We start from the raw sequence: 16,297 nt of genomic DNA, 5'->3' as shown, positions 1-16,297 counted from the left end.
TCTGCGATATTCCAAAAATCCTTAACGCTCCCGCATAAATGTCTCAATCAGCTTATTCAGCGCAGGCATCGCCTGCTGACGTTCGAACACAAGGTACAGATCTGCCGGAATCCTTTCCTCCAGCGGGCGAAACACCACGCCGGGCCAGTGCATCTGCGCGTAGCTGTCGGCCATTAACGTAATGCCAATACCCATACTGATCATCGCCAGAACCGTTTGCGGCTCAACCACCTCGCGAACAATCATCGGCGTGAAGCCCGCCTTCTGGCAAACGACCTGCAAGAAGGACCAATCCGAATGAGCAGAAGGTAGTGTCACAAAATACTCATTGCGTAATGCATCAAGCGGGACGCGCTCATGAATAGCCAGCGGGTGCTCCGCCGGCATCGCCACAAGGAAGGACGCTTCGTAGAGACGCAGGTTGGTAAAACGCTCCGGGATGTCGGTTGCCATTCTCCAGATTCCTGCATCCAGTTCTCGCCTTTCCAGCAGCGCCATCTGCAGGCCCGGTGATTTTTCGCGAAACATCACCTCAACGTTCGGGTTCTCCTTGAGGAAGCGGTGCATCATTGGTCGCATCCTCCCCCACATTGCCGTTCCTACGACCCCGAGCTCAATGCGTCCGGCTTCGCCGCGGCCAATTTTCTCCACTCTGGCCAACGCCTGATCGGTGCTGTCGATTAAACGTCGGGACTCTTCCATCAACACCTTTCCCGCATGCGTCAAAGCGACGCTTCGGGAGTGCCGAACGAACAGCAGCGTTCCTAGCTGCTGTTCCAGCTCCTTGATGTGGATACTCAGCGGCGGTTGCGACATATTTAAACGCGCGGCGGCTCGGCCAAAATGCAGTTCTTCCGCTACGGCCATAAAATAGCGTAATAATTTAAGATCGATACGGTGTTTGCGTTCCTTCACGATTACGCTCCATGGCCAGAATACAAAGAATTAGCTTATCATAATCATCAGTGGAAAATAAATTTCACTGCCAGATAGCCGAAATACATAAATACAATTGATAAAACACCGGGAAGAACATTTGGTGCAGGAATAGGTAATCGGCACAATGTAAAAAGTGCCCCAATGCCAAAACCGATACCGGAAGACATAATAATCTCTTTCACAACGCATCCTTGTAGTGGTGAACGCTGACGGAAACTCACGCCAGCGATATGTAATTAATGAGCAACGGATGCCGTAGCTATTTTATCCGGCTCATGTTTATATTTAAAGAAAATGGCAAAGATTATCGCTAACGCGAAGGAATAGGCTGCAAATATTAACCAGATGGTTTGCCAATCTTTAACACCATCGATAGAGAAATAATCCACCGCCATTCCACTTAATAACGAACCAACCCATGCGCCAACGCCATTGACCATGGTCATAAACAGCCCTTGGGCGCTGGCGCGAATATGGGATCCAACTTCCTGTTCAACAAACACTGAACCGGAAATATTAAAGAAGTCGAATGCGCAGCCATAAACAATCATCGACAGTAGTAGCAGAACAAAGCCGCCCGGTGACGGGTCGCCGAAGGCAAAAAAGCCAAAACGCAGCGTCCAGGCCACCATGCTCATCAACATCACCGCTTTGATGCCAAAGCGCTTGAGGAAGAACGGAATCGTCAGAATAAACCCGACCTCGGCCATCTGCGACACCGAGAGCAGAATGGAAGGATAACGAACGACAAAGCTGTCAGCGAACTCAGGGTTACGCGCGAAATCATGCAGGAATGGATTACCGAACACATTGGTAATCTGTAATACGGCCCCCAGCATCATCGCGAATAAAAAGAACAGCGCCATTCGCGGATTTTTAAACAGTACAAAGGCATCCAGCCCAAGTTTGCTGGCAAGCGTCGTCGCCGTTTTTTTCTCCGCTACCGGTATTTTAGGCAGCGTCAACGCATAGAGCGCGAGCAGAATAGAGGCGCCAGACGCGATATAGAGCTGCACGCTGCTGAGTTCAAGATGCAGCAAACTCACCGCCCACATCGCCACAATAAAACCCAGCGTACCATAGACACGGATAGGCGGAAAACGGGTGACCGGATCGAGCCCCGCCTGCGCCAGGCAGGAATAGGATACGCTGTTAGACAACGCAATGGTGGGCATAAACGCCATCGCGTTCACCAACATCACCCAGAACATCGTGTCAGAGTCCGTCACCGACGCGGCGTAAAACAGCACCGCGGCGCACACTAAATGACACAGCATATAGGCACGTTCGGCGCGCAGCCATTTATCGGCAATGATGCCCATAATCCCCGGCATGATTATCGCCGCCAGCCCTTTCGAGCTGTACACCATCCCGACGTTCGCCCCGGTAAAATGTAGCGTATTGATCATGTAAGAACCCAGGGTAACCAGCCAGCTCCCCCAGATGAAATACTGTAAAAACGACATGATTTTTAAGCGAGACGTAATGTCCATCATTTTTCCTTGTCGTATTATCCGGCCCCCGAAGGGACCTGCTCATAAGGGTTATCAGGCCAGCTTGCGTAAAAAGCCGCAGATAAGATTGATAAAGTTTTGTCGGGACAGTTCGGCGGCAGCCAGCGTCTGCGCATGCGATAGCGTCACATCGCTTAGCCCCTCCGCCATATTGGTGATGGCGGAAACCGCCACGACCTTTAGCCCGCAATGACGCGCGGTAATCACCTCCGGCACCACAGACATCCCCACAACGTCGCCGCCGATAATTTGCATCATGCGAATTTCAGCCGCGGTTTCGAAATTCGGCCCTGGATAAGAGACGAACACCCCCTCACTCAGCGGGAACCCCTCTTCCTGAGCAACAACCTGCAGCACAGCGCGAAGCTCCGCATCATAGGCGTTAGCCAGCGAGAAAAAACGCTCGCCAAAGCGCTCATCGTTGGGCCCGACCATCGGCGTGCCCGGCATGGTATTGATATGGTCTTTCAGCACCACCAGCTCGCCTGCGCCAACTTCAGGTCGCAGAGAACCCGCCGCATTGGTGCAAAATAGCAGCTCGCAGCCCAGGCGCTGAAAAGTGCGAATAGCATCGGTCATAATGCGCATCCCGTGGCCTTCATAGAAATGGCCGCGCCCCTTCATACAGGCGACGGGAACCCCCGCGAGCGTGCCAAGAACCAGCTCGCCAGCATGGCCATGTACGGTGCTGACCGGAAAACCAGGCAGTTTTTCATAGGAGATAACCACCGCATCTTCAATTTGCTCCGCCAATGTCCCCAACCCTGAGCCAAGAATAAAAGCAACACGAGGGATAAAACCCGGTTTATAGCCATGAATAATATCAACGCAGTATTGCGGGTTATTTGAGTCGTGAGAATGAGTCATAACTATCCTTAAACAGTGAACAAACAATGTGTGTTTCTCTGTTTATATCGACCCTTATCCCGTTCAAACCAATACTATTTATTCTTACTATCAATAGCCAATTGATCTCAATCCTCATTTATTCCTTCTGACTATTAATCCAGGGAAAAAAAGATAATGGTAAATCTGTACAGACAGAAATAAAAATACGCTGGTTTTTACCTCTGAAGAATACGGGAATTAGCCATGCACAATAATAAACGTCTGTCTCTTATTTTTATCTCTCTACTTGCTTTACCCTTCACATCACATGCCGAATTCAAAAGTGGCTTCGCCGATATCGGTTTTCATTATCTTGACTGGTCTAACCGAACGACAGAAAAGTCGAGCCAGAAATCGCACAAAGATGATTTTGGCTACCTCGAACTGGAGGGCGGAGCTAACTTTAGCTGGGGTGAAATGTACGGTTTTTTCGATTGGGAAAACTTTTATAATGGCCGCCATGATAAACCCGGCAGCGAGCAGCGCTATACGTTTAAAAATACCAATCGTATTTATTTAGGCGATACGGGATTGAATCTCTATCTCCACGCCTACGGGACCTATGGTTCGCCGAACCGCGTCAACTTCCACGATGACATGTTCCTATACGGTCTTGGCTATAACTTTACCGGCGACGGTTATTGGTTTAAGCCGTTTATCGCCAAACGCTATACCGATCAAACCTACTATACCGGCGATAATGGCTACGTAGCTGGCTGGGTTGCCGGGTACAGTTTTATGCTCGGCCATGAGAAATTTACCCTCACTAACTGGAACGAGTATGAATTTGATAGGGATCCCAGCTATGCGGCTGGCAACGGCGGTAAGGAAGGGATGAACGGCGCGCTTGCCGTCTGGTGGAACGCGACGCCGCATTTAACCACCGGGATCCAATACCGCTATGCGGATGATAAATTAGGTGAAAGCTGGTATCAGGACGCCATCATCTACTCGGTAAAATTCAATTTCTGATAGCCGCGCGCGGGAAGTGACACTCAAGCTTCCCGCCGTCAGGCCGATACTCCTTATATTTTCCCGTATAAGGCGTACACCATGACCACCATCAGCTCATCTTCCCTGCCCGCGCTACAAACCACCACCAGTACGGCCGCGCCGAGTGGTAACGACACTGCCGCGCAAATGGCGCGTATTACCCAGCAGATAGTCAAACTGACCCAGCAGCTCAAAGAAGTCGCGGACGGTAGCGGCAGCACCGAAGACAAGCAGAAGCAAGCCGAGATGATCCAGGAGCAGATTGCCATGCTGGAAGCTCAGTTGGCGCAGCTGCAAAACCAGCAGGCGGAAAAAGCGCAGGAAAAACAGCAAACTTCAGCCGCCGCGGTGACCGGGGTTAACCAGCCCAGCGACGGCCATCAAATTGATATCTACGTCTGATACAGCGGATCCTGGGAACGTTTATCCATCAGACACTGGCTCTGCTCGCGAACCACATCCCACAGCGCCTGCGCAGCGGTGGAGAGCGAACGGTTTTTACGCCGCGCCAGCATCAGCTGCCGCTCTACGCCCGGCGCCAGCCGCTTCACTACCAGTGGGCTGCCCTCGGGCAGCGGTAACGCCAGCGCCGGTATAATGCTAATGCCAATGCCCGCCGTAACCATCGGGAACAGCGTCGCCGGGTGGCCAATCTCCTGGACAATATCCGCCGCAATATCGTGCAGGCGTAGTGCGGCATCAATAAGCATTCGGCTTCCCGAAGCATAGTCCTGTAACACCAGCGCAGCCCCCTGTAGTGCCTGCCAACTGACGTACGGTAAATCGGCAAACGGATGATCGCGACGGCAAAGTAAGAAAAACGGCTCCGACAGAACCGTTTCGCACTGTAAATCCCCCACCACGCCGGGATCGATAACGATGCCAAAATCCACATCACCCTGGCGAATACTCTCCAGCACCCACTGCTGTGGCCGGTCGTGCAGAACAAAACGAATATCCGGATAGCGCAGATTGCTTTCGGCAATGCACTGAGGAATCAGGTGCGCGGAGATAGTCTGGCTAGCCGCTACTCGCACCGTACCACTCAACTGTTGGCCCGTACGCCCGGCTTCACGCAGCGTGCCGTGCAGTTCATCCAGCAGGCGCTCAAGGCGCTGCGCCAGCTGTTGACCGGCCTCGGTCAACACCACTTCGCGCGTGGTACGGTCAAGCAGGCGCACACCGGTCTGATGCTCCAGCTCTTTAACGCTATGGCTAACCGCCGACTGGCTCAGACCGATTATCTCCCCCGCCCGGCTAAAGCTTTTAGCCTGAGCAACCGTCACAAACACCTTCAACTGCCGCAGCGAGTAATTCATCTGTTTTTTTCATCAATGGATGCAATAAATCAATTTTATTTCTCAAAAATAAAAAAGCAAAATGTCTGCATCGATCTTCAGGAGTCTTTATGAAACTTTTTCGCGTTTTAGACCCGTTTACGCTGACCCTTATCGCCGTTGTCCTGCTCGCCACCTTCTTCCCGGCGCGCGGCGATTTCGTGCCATTTTTCGAAAATCTGACCACCGCAGCCATCGCACTGCTGTTTTTTATGCACGGTGCCAAGCTGTCGCGTGAGTCGATTATCGCGGGCGGCAGCCATTGGCGGCTGCATCTGTGGGTGATGTGCAGTACGTTTGTGGTGTTCCCGATCTTCGGCGTGCTGTTCGCGTGGTGGGCGCCGGTTAACGTAGACCCGCAGCTGTATGCCGGTTTCCTGTACCTGTGCATTCTGCCTGCCACCGTGCAATCGGCCATCGCCTTTACCTCACTGGCGGGCGGTAACGTCGCTGCGGCGGTGTGCTCGGCGTCAGCATCCAGCCTGCTGGGGATTTTCCTATCACCGCTGCTGGTCGGCCTGGTGATGAACGTCCACGGCGCGGGCGGTAGCCTTGAGCAGGTGGGCAAAATCATGCTGCAGCTGCTGCTGCCGTTTGTGCTGGGACACCTTTCCCGCCCATGGACCGCGGCGTTTGTGACCAAACACAAAAAATGGATTGCCAAAACCGACCAGACCTCGATTCTATTGGTGGTCTACTCCGCTTTCAGCGAAGCGGTGGTCAACGGTATCTGGCATAAGGTAGGCGTAGGATCACTGCTGTTTATCGTGGTAGTGAGTATCGTGCTGCTGGCGCTGGTGATTCTGATTAACACCGTGGTTGCCCGTCGTCTGGGCTTCAATAAGGCGGATGAGATTACGATTGTCTTCTGCGGGTCGAAAAAGAGTCTGGCCAACGGTATCCCGATGGCCAATATCCTCTTCCCAACGTCGGTGTTGGGGATGATGGTGCTGCCGCTGATGATCTTCCACCAGATCCAGCTGATGACCTGCGCAGTGCTGGCCCGTCGCTACAAAGCGCAGGCCGAAAAACAGCAGGCCAAAGAGCAGGCCCGCGTAGGCAGCTAGCGCTTAAGGGGCTGAACCAGCTGGCTCAGCCCTTCTGTTTTGATTAACAGCGTTAGCTGCATCAGCTCGCCAAGATGCCCGGCAGGAAACTGATCCTTCCGGGCAAACCACAGCAGATACTCTTCCGGCACATCAATAAGCCGCCGCCCTTTATACTTACCAAACGGCATTTCGGTGTTGGCGATCTCAATCAGCTGCGCTTTATCCACCTCAGACTCCTAACAGACGTAGCATTTCGGCTTCGTCGATCACCGCAATGCCAAGCTCCTGCGCCTTCGCCAGCTTCGAGCCTGCGGCTTCACCGGCAATCACCAGATCGGTCTTCTTCGACACGCTACCGGCAACTTTCGCCCCCAGCTCAACCAGGCGCGCTTTGGCATCGTCGCGGGACATCTGGCTCAGGCTCCCGGTCAGCACCACGGTTTTACCAGCAAACGGGCTATCTATCTCTTCGGCGTTGATCACCACCGGAGCAGGCCAGTTTACGCCCTCTTTCAGCAGTTGCTGAATCACGTTACGGTTGCTCTCTTCGGCAAAGAAGTTGAACACGTGATTCGCCACCACCACGCCGACGTCCGGCACCTTTTGCAGTTCTTCAATGGAAGCGGCTTCCAGTGCTTCAAGCGTACCAAAGTAGGCCGCCAGACCGGCTGCCGTTGCCTCGCCCACTTCACGAATCCCTAACGCGTAGAGGAAACGGGCGAAGGTGGTCTGTTTGGCTTTTTCCAGCGCGCTGACGACGTTCTGCGCCGATTTCGGCCCCATGCGATCAAGTCCAGTCAGCTTGCCAGCGGTCAGGGTAAAAAGATCGGCAGGCGTATGGACGTACTCTTTCTCTACCAGTTGGTCGATGATTTTGTCGCCCATGCCGTCTACGTCGAGCGCACGACGGGAGACGAAATGCTTGAGCGCCTCTTTACGCTGCGCACCACAGATAAGGCCACCGGTACAGCGAGCTACGGCTTCACCTTCCACGCGCTCCACGTCAGAATTACACACCGGACAATGGGTTGGGAAGACGACTTCCTGGGTGTCATCCGGGCGCTCAGAAAGCACCACGTTGACCACCTGCGGAATCACATCGCCCGCGCGGCGAATCACCACTTTGTCACCAATGCGCAGACCAAGACGTTCGATTTCATCGGCGTTATGCAGCGTCGCGTTGCTGACCAGCACGCCAGCTACCTGCACCGGCTCCAGGCGCGCCACCGGCGTAATTGCCCCGGTACGCCCGACCTGGAACTCCACGTCGCGCACGAAGGTCATCTGCTCCTGCGCCGGGAACTTAAACGCCACCGCCCAGCGCGGCGCGCGGGCTACAAAGCCTAACTGTTCCTGCAACGCCAGCGAGTTCACCTTAATCACCACGCCGTCGATATCAAAACCGAGTGTCGGGCGGTCAGTTTCAACTTTATGATAGTAAGCGAGCACTTCCTCCGGGGAATCACACAGCGTGACCCGATCGCTCACCGGCAGCCCCCACGCTTTAAACTGCAGCAAGCGCCCCAGATGGGTATCCGGCAGCTCGCCGCCTTCAAGCACACCCACGCCGTAGCAGAAGAAAGTGAGCGGTCGCTTCGCGGTAATGCGCGGGTCCAACTGACGCAGCGAGCCAGCGGCGGCGTTACGCGGGTTAGCGAACACTTTGTTACCGGTACGACGGGCTTCGTCGTTGATTTTTTCAAACCCGGCCTGTGGCATAAACACTTCACCGCGCACTTCCAGACGGGCGGGAATGTTCTCTCCGCGCAGCTTCAACGGAATGGCGCGAATAGTGCGGACGTTCGAGGTGATATCTTCACCAGTGGTGCCGTCACCGCGCGTTGCCGCGCTGACGAACACACCGTTTTCATAGAGAATGCTGACTGCCAGGCCATCCAGCTTAAGTTCGCAGCACCAGGTCAGTTTGTCTGTGCTCTTGAGACGGTCCTGAACGCGCTTGTTAAAGGCGAGGAAGCTCTCTTCGTCAAAGACGTTGTCCAGCGACAGCATCGGCACTTCATGGCGAATCTGGCTGAATGCCGCCAGCGGTTCGGCACCGACGCGCTGCGTGGGAGAGTCGGGGGTAATCAGCTCCGGGTGCTGCGCTTCCAGCTCGCGCAGTTCGCGCATCAGACGGTCATACTCCGCATCCGGTAGCTCCGGGGCATCTAACACATGATACAGATATTCATGATGGCGAAGCGTCGCTCGCAGTTCATTCAGTTGTTGTTCTATAGATTGCATATCACACCATCAATGATAAAAAACCCCCGACAGGCGGGGGTTCAGGAAGGATTGGAAACGCGCGGGCCTATCAGCCGTTAGCGTCTTTCACTTCGCGGATGCGGTCTTGATACTCACGCAGTTTTTGCGGGGTCATCATGCGGCGCTGGTCATCCAGCACCACGCCACCCACTTCATCGGCAATGTACTGCGCCGACTGCAGCATCAGCTTGAAGTTTTGCAGCTCGTCACCGTAGGACGGCACCTGCATGAAGATGGTCACGCCCGGAGTTTGCATCTCACCCATCGTATCCGGGTCAAAGGTACCAGGCTTGAGCATATTCGCCAGGCTAAACAACGCTGGACCACTGCCGTCCGGGCTCAGATGGCGATGGAAAATGTTCATGTCGCCAAATTTAAACCCGGCCTGCTGGATGCTGTTCAACAGCAGCTCGCCGTTAATCTGTGTGCCCTGGTGCGCGGAGACGTTCATGACGATAACCGTCTCTTTACGCTCAGGCTTCTCGACAGGTGCTGGTTCAGGCGCAGCAATCGGCTCTGGCTGCTGCACTGGCTGAGCGGCGGGCGCTTCTACCGGCTGCGGCGTCTGAGGCGCAACGGGTTGCGGCGGCTGTGCCATCGGCTGCGGTTCTACAACCGGCGGATGCGGAGGCTGCTGGGCAGGCGGCGGCACCGGCGCGGGCTGTGCAGGCTGGTAAGGCTGTTGCACATGCGGTTGCGGCACCGGCTCAGGCGCTCGTGCAGGCTGAGGCGCCTGACGCTCGTATGGCGGCTGGTACTGGTGTTGAGGCGCGTGACGAGGAGCTTCATGCTCCCCAGTTGCCCCAGGGGCGTAATTGACCTTGTGGACCCGAACTTCACCCACGCCTTCAGCATTGTCATCAGTATCGTCTTCCGACTCATCGTCAGTATCACGAGACTTCATTCGCTTTATTGGTCGATCGCGGAACATCGATGAACGCTCTTTACGGCTCGTCCAGAAACCATGAACCAGTAAAGCAAGTATGGCGATCGCGCCAACAATCATTAATATCAGACGCAAATCCTGCATCATTATATTCTCTGTTGTTCTAACACCTTGCCACCACGGCAAACATTTACTCACTAAGAGTATTTGCCCATCACGTCAAGTGCAAGTGTGCACATGACATTCGCCGCATAAAGATGCGTTAAATCGTACTTTTTGCTGTTTTTTCGAACATTTCCTAACTGGTCATTGTCCAACAACTCGATAATATATAGTCGTCTTTTCAATGCAGTCCGTAAAAGGAGCTTCACCTGACCATGGTTTCATCGTCCACCCCTGCCGCGCGCAGCGGCGTCTACTATTTCTCTCAGGGCTGGAAACTGATCGGCTTGCCGGGCATCCGCCGATTCGTCATCTTACCGCTGTTGGTCAATATCATCCTGATGGGCGGCGCCTTCTGGTGGCTGTTCAGCAAGCTGGAAAGCTGGATCCCTTCCTTAATGAACCGTATCCCCGACTGGCTGCAGTGGCTGAGCTATCTGCTGTGGCCGGTGGTGGTGATCTCGATTCTACTGGTGTTTGGCTACTTCTTCTCGACCATTGCCAACTGGATTGCCGCGCCGTTCAACGGCCTGCTGGCAGAACAGCTGGAAGCGCGCTTAACGGGCGCGACGCCGCCGGATACCGGCGTGGTTGGCATCATGAAAGATCTGCCGCGCATCATGAAGCGTGAATGGCAGAAGCTGGCGTGGTATCTGCCGCGCGCGATTGTGCTGCTCCTGCTGTACTTTATTCCGGGCATTGGTCAGACGGTCGCGCCGGTGCTGTGGTTCCTGTTCAGCGCGTGGATGCTGGCGATCCAGTACTGCGACTACCCGTTCGACAACCATAAAGTGCCGTTTAAAACCATGCGCCAGGCCCTGCGAACGCGCAAGGTCACCAATATGCAGTTCGGGTCGCTGGTGAGTCTGTTCACCCTGATTCCGGTGCTGAATCTGGTGATTATTCCGGTCGCCATCTGCGGCGCAACGGCGATGTGGGTTGACTGCTATCGCGACAAACACGCGATGTGGAAGTAATCTCCTCTCCAGGCGGGGCTTATGCCCTGCCTTATTCCATCCCGCTTGCCATTATTTCCCTTCAGTATATAGATATGCGAAATCCTTACTTCCGCAGAATCTTTAAGCAGGTATGCTGGTCGAGTACCCCAAATTTCATACAGTTAAGGATAGGCCATGAGTAAGATTTTTGAAGATAACTCCCTGACTATCGGTCATACACCACTGGTACGACTGAACCGCATCGGTAACGGACGCATTCTGGCGAAGGTTGAGTCACGTAACCCAAGCTTCAGCGTTAAATGCCGTATCGGTGCCAATATGATTTGGGATGCCGAAAAACGCGGTGTGCTGAAGCCTGGCATCGAACTGGTTGAGCCAACCAGTGGTAATACCGGTATCGCTCTGGCCTATGTTGCTGCCGCCCGTGGCTATAAGCTGACGCTGACCATGCCGGAAACCATGAGCGTTGAACGCCGTAAGCTGCTAAAAGCGTTGGGCGCCAATCTGGTGCTGACCGAAGGCGCGAAAGGCATGAAAGGTGCGATTCAGAAAGCGGAAGAGATCGTTGCCAGCAATCCGGAAAAATTCCTGCTGCTGCAGCAGTTCAGCAACCCGGCCAACCCGGAAATTCACGAAAAGACCACCGGCCCGGAAATCTGGGAAGATACCGACGGTCAGGTTGACGTGTTCATTTCAGGCGTGGGCACCGGCGGTACGCTGACCGGCGTAACGCGCTACATCAAAAATACCAAAGGCAAAACGGATCTGATCTCTGTCGCCGTTGAGCCAACCGATTCTCCGGTTATTGCTCAGGCACTGGCAGGCGAAGAGCTGAAGCCAGGCCCGCATAAGATCCAGGGGATCGGCGCAGGTTTCATCCCTGGTAACCTCGATCTGAAGCTGATTGATAAAGTTGTCGCCATCACCAACGAAGAGGCTATCTCCACGGCCCGTCGCCTGATGGAAGAGGAAGGTATTCTGGCCGGTATTTCTTCCGGTGCCGCGGTTGCCGCAGCATTGAAACTCCAGGAAGATGAAACCTTTACCAATAAGAATATTGTGGTTATCCTACCGTCTTCGGGTGAGCGTTATTTAAGCACGGCGTTGTTCGCAGACCTCTTCACCGAGAAAGAACTGCAACAGTAATGCCAGTTGGTTAAAATCGTGTAAAAAAGCACCCAAATGGGTGCTTTTTTGTGGCATGCATCAAACTTTTACCCCCCCTGCCATTGATTCACCTCCGTAGGTCTGGTATTTAACCTCTCATATTTATTTTGAGCCGCGAAATTATTCTTAACAGGTTTTCCATAAGCTGAATCGATTTTATGATTTGGTTCAAATCCTGCTTTCACGGCATAATGTTTAATGATAAGCGAAACGTCAAAGGCCAGAAGCGTCTGCGTCGGAAGGTTTGTCGCCGATGGTAGTGCTGATTTTGTGGGCGTCGCTTGATTTGTAATACAGGCTAAAGTCTATCCACCAGGCTAGACTTTAGTTCCACAACACTAAACCTATAAGTTGGGGAAATATAATGTTCCAGCAAGAAGTTACCATTACCGCTCCGAACGGTCTGCATACCCGCCCTGCTGCTCAGTTTGTTAAAGAAGCGAAAGGCTTCACTTCCGAGATCACTGTGACCTCCAACGGCAAAAGCGCTAGCGCAAAAAGCCTGTTCAAACTGCAAACTCTGGGTCTGACCCAGGGCACCGTTGTTACCCTGTCCGCAGAAGGTGAAGACGAGCAGAAAGCAGTTGAACATCTGGTTAAACTGATGGCTGAACTCGAGTAAGTTCAACGAGTTCTTTTAAATATCAGTCACAAGTAAGGTAGGGTTATGATTTCAGGCATTTTAGCATCCCCGGGTATCGCTTTCGGCAACGCACTGCTGCTGAAAGAAGATGAGATTGTCATCGACCGGAAGAAAATTTCTGCCGATAAAGTAGAGCAGGAAATTGAACGTTTTCTGAGCGGCCGTTCTAAAGCGTCGGCTCAGCTGGAAGCTATCAAGACCAAAGCTGGCGAAACTTTCGGTGAAGAAAAAGAAGCCATCTTCGAAGGGCACATCATGCTGCTCGAAGATGAGGAGCTGGAGCAGGAAATCATAGCCCTGATTAAAGATAAGAACATGACGGCTGACGCAGCTGCGCATGAAGTTATCGAAGGTCAGGCAACTGCCCTGGAAGAACTGGATGATGAATACCTGAAAGAACGTGCGGCTGACGTACGTGACATCGGTAAGCGCCTGCTGCGCAACATCCTGGGTCTGGCCATTATTGACCTGAGCGCCATTCAGGATGAAGTTATCCTGGTTGCCGCAGACCTGACGCCGTCTGAAACCGCACAGCTGAACCTGAAGAAGGTGCTGGGTTTCATCACTGACGTTGGTGGCCGCACTTCCCACACCTCCATCATGGCGCGTTCCCTGGAACTGCCAGCGATCGTGGGTACCGGTAGCGTCACCACTCAGGTGAAAAATGGCGACTATCTGATTCTGGATGCCGTTAACAACAAAGTTTACGTCAACCCAACTAACGAAGAAATTGAGCAGCTGCGCGCCATTCAGGAGCAGGTTGCCAATGAGAAAGCCGAACTGGCTAAACTGAAAGACCTGCCGGCAATCACCCTTGATGGCCACCAGGTTGAAGTTTGCGCCAACATCGGTACCGTTCGTGATATCGACGGTGCTGAGCGTAACGGCGCTGAAGGTGTTGGTCTGTACCGCACCGAATTCCTGTTCATGGACCGCGACGCGCTGCCAACTGAAGAAGAACAGTTTGCGGCATACAAAGCCGTTGCTGAAGCATGTGGCTCTCAGGCAGTTATCGTCCGTACCATGGACATCGGTGGCGACAAAGAGCTGCCGTACATGAACTTCCCGAAAGAAGAGAACCCGTTCCTGGGCTGGCGTGCCGTGCGTATCGCAATGGATCGTAAAGAGATCCTGCGTGACCAGGTTCGCGCTATCCTGCGTGCCTCTGCTTTCGGCAAACTGCGCATCATGTTCCCGATGATTATCTCTGTTGAAGAAGTGCGTGCACTGAAGAAAGAGATCGAAATCTATAAACAGGAACTGCGCGACGAAGGTAAAGCATTTGACGAGACCATCGAAGTTGGCGTGATGGTAGAAACCCCTGCCGCTGCGACTATCGCTCGTCATTTAGCCAAAGAAGTTGATTTCTTTAGTATCGGTACCAATGATTTAACGCAGTATACTCTGGCAGTTGACCGTGGTAATGATATGATTTCACATCTTTACCAGCCAATGTCACCGTCTGTCCTCACTTTGATCAAGCAAGTTATTGATGCTTCTCATGCTGAAGGCAAATGGACTGGCATGTGTGGTGAGCTTGCAGGCGACGAACGTGCTACACTTCTGTTGCTGGGTATGGGTCTGGACGAATTCTCTATGAGCGCCATTTCTATCCCACGCATTAAGAAGATTATCCGTAACACGAACTTCGAAGATGCAAAGGTTTTAGCAGAGCAAGCACTTGCTCAACCAACTACAGACGAACTGCTGGCGTTGGTGAACAAGTTCATTGAAGAAAAAACAATCTGCTAATCCACGAGATGCGGCCCAAATTACTGCTTAGGAGAAGATCATGGGTTTGTTCGATAAACTGAAATCTCTGGTTTCTGATGATAAAAAAGACACCGGAACCATTGAGATCATTGCACCGCTCTCTGGCGAAATCGTCAACATCGAAGACGTGCCGGACGTAGTGTTTGCTGAGAAAATCGTTGGTGATGGCATTGCTATCAAACCGACCGGCAACAAAATGGTTGCGCCGGTTGACGGCACCATCGGTAAAATCTTTGAAACCAACCACGCTTTCTCTATCGAATCCGATAGCGGCATCGAACTGTTCGTTCACTTCGGTATCGATACCGTTGAACTGAAAGGCGAAGGTTTCACTCGTATCGCGGAAGAAGGCCAGCGCGTTAAAGTTGGCGATACCGTGATTGAGTTCGATCTGGCTCTGCTGGAAGAAAAAGCCAAGTCTACCCTGACTCCGGTTGTTATCTCCAACATGGACGAGATCAAAGAACTGATCAAACTGTCCGGCAGCGTAACTGTGGGTGAAACCCCAGTCATCCGCATTAAGAAGTAATGCTTAATTGCATATAGAAATGGCGCCGATTGGCGCCATTTTTTTTGCCTGTGAACCGATTTACAGCTGCGACGTCACCGGGCGGAAACACGGCTCGCGCATCAGAATTTTCATTCCTTCCGGCCCGCTTTCCAGCATTCGACGTTCAGAATCAGACACCAGCAGTTCGCACTGATAGCCACCGGTCACGCCAAACATCGCCCGCGCGACGCAGGCATCCTCAAGAGCATCCTGCCCGCTGGTATCAAAATGCCCTACCAGACGGCCATTATGCCGAATAACCAGACGATAACACTTCATCGCACCTCCCCTGCCGGTGGCAGTATTAATTCATCACAACCGCATTGCTGCGTCCAACTCATCACTGCCAGCACCCTTTCTGCCGCCGCATGCGCCGCTGCGGCCAGCGGCTGTTGCTGTACAATGCCGCTAATAAGCTCAGCGCAGAACAGATCCCCCGTCCCTTTCAGGTCCGTTTCCAGACGCGGATGCTCAATCACCTCCGCCGATTCCGGGGTCACCACGGCGACCGTAATATTGTTTTCTGTCTGCCCCGGCGCGCTGGTAATCACCACCCACTTCAGCGTGTCGCTGAGCAGTGATTTCGCCGCCAGAATCGCCTCATTCAGCGTACGACACGGCTTACCGCTCAGCATTTCCAGTTCGAACACGTTCGGCGTCAACCCCTGAGCCAGCGGCAAAAGATGAGTACGGTAAGCCTCCGGGATTTCCGCTTTCACGTAGATCCCGCTGTCGACATCGCCAATCACCGGGTCAACCAGGATGCAGATATCCGGATGCGACACCTGTACCGTTTTCAGCCACTCAGCCAACAGTTCAATCTGCTCCGCGCTGCCCATATAGCCGGTGGTGACCGCTTTCAGTTCGCGCAGCGCATCACGCTCGTTCAGCGCCTTCAGGTAGCCGCCGAACCACTCACCGGGAATGACGCCGCCGTAGAACGTCTCGTAGTGCGGCGTGTTGCTGAACAGCACCGTCGGCACGGCGGTCACCCGCAGGCCGTGGGATTTTATCGCCGGTACCGCAATACTGTTGCCTACGCTGCCGTAGACCACCTGTGACTGAACGGCCACGATGTCCGTCTGTAATGCCCGGTGCGTATCGTTGAAGAGCACCGACTGTATTTCACTATCCTGCCCCATCTACTTCTCCTCTGACTCTGGACAGCGGGC

At 53.4% G+C, this 16,297-nt stretch carries 18 protein-coding genes; 8 read left to right on the top strand and 10 right to left on the bottom strand.

Annotation, left to right across the window (positions count from 1 at the left end):
- Positions 1-21: 21 nt before the first annotated feature.
- From V6944_RS15515 to xapA, 4 genes are read right to left on the bottom strand one after another with little or no spacing between them, the layout of a single operon-like run.
- On the bottom strand, positions 22-915 hold the full coding sequence (locus V6944_RS15515; protein WP_333499605.1) for a LysR family transcriptional regulator: 894 nt from the start codon (positions 913-915) through the stop codon (positions 22-24).
- A gap of 47 nt (positions 916-962) precedes the next feature.
- Positions 963-1,121, bottom strand: coding sequence for a XapX domain-containing protein (locus V6944_RS15510; RefSeq protein ID WP_333499604.1), 159 nt, complete (start codon positions 1,119-1,121; stop codon positions 963-965).
- Positions 1,122-1,175: 54 nt separating this feature from the next.
- Entirely contained in the window at positions 1,176-2,432 is a 1,257-nt protein-coding gene (locus V6944_RS15505) for a nucleoside permease (RefSeq protein WP_333499610.1), read from the bottom strand.
- A gap of 54 nt (positions 2,433-2,486) precedes the next feature.
- On the bottom strand, positions 2,487-3,320 hold the full coding sequence (gene xapA, locus V6944_RS15500; protein WP_333499603.1) for a xanthosine phosphorylase: 834 nt from the start codon (positions 3,318-3,320) through the stop codon (positions 2,487-2,489).
- A 225-nt stretch (positions 3,321-3,545) separates the two neighbouring features.
- Between xapA and V6944_RS15495 the strand changes: the two genes are divergently transcribed.
- Both V6944_RS15495 and V6944_RS15490 read left to right on the top strand, forming a co-directional pair.
- Complete coding sequence (locus tag V6944_RS15495) at positions 3,546-4,313, top strand: nucleoside-specific channel-forming Tsx family protein (RefSeq protein WP_333499602.1); 768 nt, start codon at positions 3,546-3,548, stop codon at positions 4,311-4,313.
- Positions 4,314-4,394: 81 nt separating this feature from the next.
- Positions 4,395-4,736, top strand: a complete 342-nt coding sequence (locus V6944_RS15490) for a FlxA-like family protein (RefSeq protein ID WP_333499601.1) — start codon at positions 4,395-4,397, stop codon at positions 4,734-4,736.
- Here the strand turns inward: V6944_RS15490 and V6944_RS15485 are convergent.
- On the bottom strand, positions 4,727-5,653 hold the full coding sequence (locus tag V6944_RS15485) for a LysR family transcriptional regulator (RefSeq protein WP_333499600.1): 927 nt from the start codon (positions 5,651-5,653) through the stop codon (positions 4,727-4,729). The genes V6944_RS15490 and V6944_RS15485 overlap by 10 nt on opposite strands.
- Before the next feature lie 89 nt (positions 5,654-5,742).
- Here V6944_RS15485 and V6944_RS15480 point away from each other — a divergent pair, with 89 nt between their 5' ends.
- The gene (locus tag V6944_RS15480) at positions 5,743-6,738 is read left to right on the top strand and encodes a bile acid:sodium symporter family protein (protein ID WP_333499599.1); all 996 of its coding nucleotides are present in this window, start codon (positions 5,743-5,745) and stop codon (positions 6,736-6,738) included.
- On the opposite strand, the gene V6944_RS15475 is transcribed toward V6944_RS15480, so the two are convergent.
- The 3 genes from V6944_RS15475 to zipA all read right to left on the bottom strand — a co-directional run bounded on the left by V6944_RS15475 (position 6,735) and on the right by zipA (position 10,018).
- Complete coding sequence (locus tag V6944_RS15475) at positions 6,735-6,947, bottom strand: DUF3820 family protein (protein ID WP_035896906.1); 213 nt, start codon at positions 6,945-6,947, stop codon at positions 6,735-6,737. The genes V6944_RS15480 and V6944_RS15475 overlap by 4 nt on opposite strands.
- Position 6,948: 1 nt before the next feature.
- Positions 6,949-8,964: an NAD-dependent DNA ligase LigA gene (gene ligA, locus V6944_RS15470; RefSeq protein ID WP_333499598.1), complete on the bottom strand. Its 2,016-nt coding sequence runs from the start codon at positions 8,962-8,964 to the stop codon at positions 6,949-6,951.
- A gap of 70 nt (positions 8,965-9,034) precedes the next feature.
- Positions 9,035-10,018, bottom strand: a complete 984-nt coding sequence (gene zipA / locus V6944_RS15465) for a cell division protein ZipA (protein ID WP_333499597.1) — start codon at positions 10,016-10,018, stop codon at positions 9,035-9,037.
- 230 nt (positions 10,019-10,248) lie between these two features.
- On the opposite strand from zipA, the gene cysZ reads away from it, so the two are divergent.
- From cysZ to crr, 5 genes are all read left to right on the top strand, one after another.
- Positions 10,249-11,010 carry a sulfate transporter CysZ gene (gene cysZ, locus V6944_RS15460; protein WP_333013095.1) on the top strand — a complete coding sequence of 254 codons (762 nt, stop codon included), beginning with the start codon at positions 10,249-10,251 and terminating at the stop codon, positions 11,008-11,010.
- A gap of 156 nt (positions 11,011-11,166) precedes the next feature.
- A complete protein-coding gene (cysK, locus tag V6944_RS15455; protein WP_333499596.1) occupies positions 11,167-12,138 on the top strand; it encodes a cysteine synthase A in 972 nt (323 codons plus the stop codon).
- 385 nt (positions 12,139-12,523) lie between these two features.
- Positions 12,524-12,781 (top strand): phosphocarrier protein Hpr, encoded by a 258-nt coding sequence (gene ptsH, locus V6944_RS15450; RefSeq protein WP_002913505.1) that lies wholly within the window; start codon positions 12,524-12,526, stop codon positions 12,779-12,781.
- Between the two features lie 45 nt (positions 12,782-12,826).
- On the top strand, positions 12,827-14,554 hold the full coding sequence (gene ptsI, locus V6944_RS15445) for a phosphoenolpyruvate-protein phosphotransferase PtsI (protein WP_333499595.1): 1,728 nt from the start codon (positions 12,827-12,829) through the stop codon (positions 14,552-14,554).
- 40 nt (positions 14,555-14,594) lie between these two features.
- A complete protein-coding gene (gene crr / locus V6944_RS15440) occupies positions 14,595-15,104 on the top strand; it encodes a PTS glucose transporter subunit IIA (protein WP_185669912.1) in 510 nt (169 codons plus the stop codon).
- Between the two features lie 60 nt (positions 15,105-15,164).
- Here crr and V6944_RS15435 read toward each other — a convergent pair whose 3' ends face one another.
- Together V6944_RS15435 and pdxK are read right to left on the bottom strand one after the other, a co-directional pair.
- Positions 15,165-15,404, bottom strand: a complete 240-nt coding sequence (locus V6944_RS15435) for a cytoplasmic protein (RefSeq protein ID WP_333496761.1) — start codon at positions 15,402-15,404, stop codon at positions 15,165-15,167.
- Positions 15,401-16,267 carry a pyridoxine/pyridoxal/pyridoxamine kinase gene (gene pdxK / locus V6944_RS15430; RefSeq protein ID WP_333499594.1) on the bottom strand — a complete coding sequence of 289 codons (867 nt, stop codon included), beginning with the start codon at positions 16,265-16,267 and terminating at the stop codon, positions 15,401-15,403. The genes V6944_RS15435 and pdxK overlap by 4 nt, the downstream gene beginning before the upstream one ends.
- Between the last annotated feature and the right edge of the window lie 30 nt (positions 16,268-16,297).

The sequence above is a fragment of the Kluyvera sp. CHPC 1.2972 genome, assembly GCF_036759925.1.
Taxonomy (GTDB): domain Bacteria; phylum Pseudomonadota; class Gammaproteobacteria; order Enterobacterales; family Enterobacteriaceae; genus Kluyvera.
Note: the sequence above shows the minus strand (reverse complement) of the source record. Positions and strands in the feature narration are given on the sequence as shown.

What these genes read in the sequence shown, in the direction of transcription:
- cysK (WP_333499596.1), top strand. Translation starts at nt 11,167, where the DNA reads ATGAGTAAGATTTTTGAAGATAACTCCCTGACTATCGGTCATACACCA.
- V6944_RS15435 (WP_333496761.1), bottom strand. Translation starts at nt 15,404, where the DNA reads ATGAAGTGTTATCGTCTGGTTATTCGGCATAATGGCCGTCTGGTAGGG.
- ptsH (WP_002913505.1), top strand. Translation starts at nt 12,524, where the DNA reads ATGTTCCAGCAAGAAGTTACCATTACCGCTCCGAACGGTCTGCATACC.
- V6944_RS15485 (WP_333499600.1), bottom strand. Translation starts at nt 5,653, where the DNA reads ATGAATTACTCGCTGCGGCAGTTGAAGGTGTTTGTGACGGTTGCTCAG.
- crr (WP_185669912.1), top strand. Translation starts at nt 14,595, where the DNA reads ATGGGTTTGTTCGATAAACTGAAATCTCTGGTTTCTGATGATAAAAAA.
- xapA (WP_333499603.1), bottom strand. Translation starts at nt 3,320, where the DNA reads ATGACTCATTCTCACGACTCAAATAACCCGCAATACTGCGTTGATATT.
- ligA (WP_333499598.1), bottom strand. Translation starts at nt 8,964, where the DNA reads ATGCAATCTATAGAACAACAACTGAATGAACTGCGAGCGACGCTTCGC.
- zipA (WP_333499597.1), bottom strand. Translation starts at nt 10,018, where the DNA reads ATGATGCAGGATTTGCGTCTGATATTAATGATTGTTGGCGCGATCGCC.
- V6944_RS15495 (WP_333499602.1), top strand. Translation starts at nt 3,546, where the DNA reads ATGCACAATAATAAACGTCTGTCTCTTATTTTTATCTCTCTACTTGCT.
- V6944_RS15480 (WP_333499599.1), top strand. Translation starts at nt 5,743, where the DNA reads ATGAAACTTTTTCGCGTTTTAGACCCGTTTACGCTGACCCTTATCGCC.
- cysZ (WP_333013095.1), top strand. Translation starts at nt 10,249, where the DNA reads ATGGTTTCATCGTCCACCCCTGCCGCGCGCAGCGGCGTCTACTATTTC.
- V6944_RS15490 (WP_333499601.1), top strand. Translation starts at nt 4,395, where the DNA reads ATGACCACCATCAGCTCATCTTCCCTGCCCGCGCTACAAACCACCACC.
- V6944_RS15505 (WP_333499610.1), bottom strand. Translation starts at nt 2,432, where the DNA reads ATGGACATTACGTCTCGCTTAAAAATCATGTCGTTTTTACAGTATTTC.
- ptsI (WP_333499595.1), top strand. Translation starts at nt 12,827, where the DNA reads ATGATTTCAGGCATTTTAGCATCCCCGGGTATCGCTTTCGGCAACGCA.
- pdxK (WP_333499594.1), bottom strand. Translation starts at nt 16,267, where the DNA reads ATGGGGCAGGATAGTGAAATACAGTCGGTGCTCTTCAACGATACGCAC.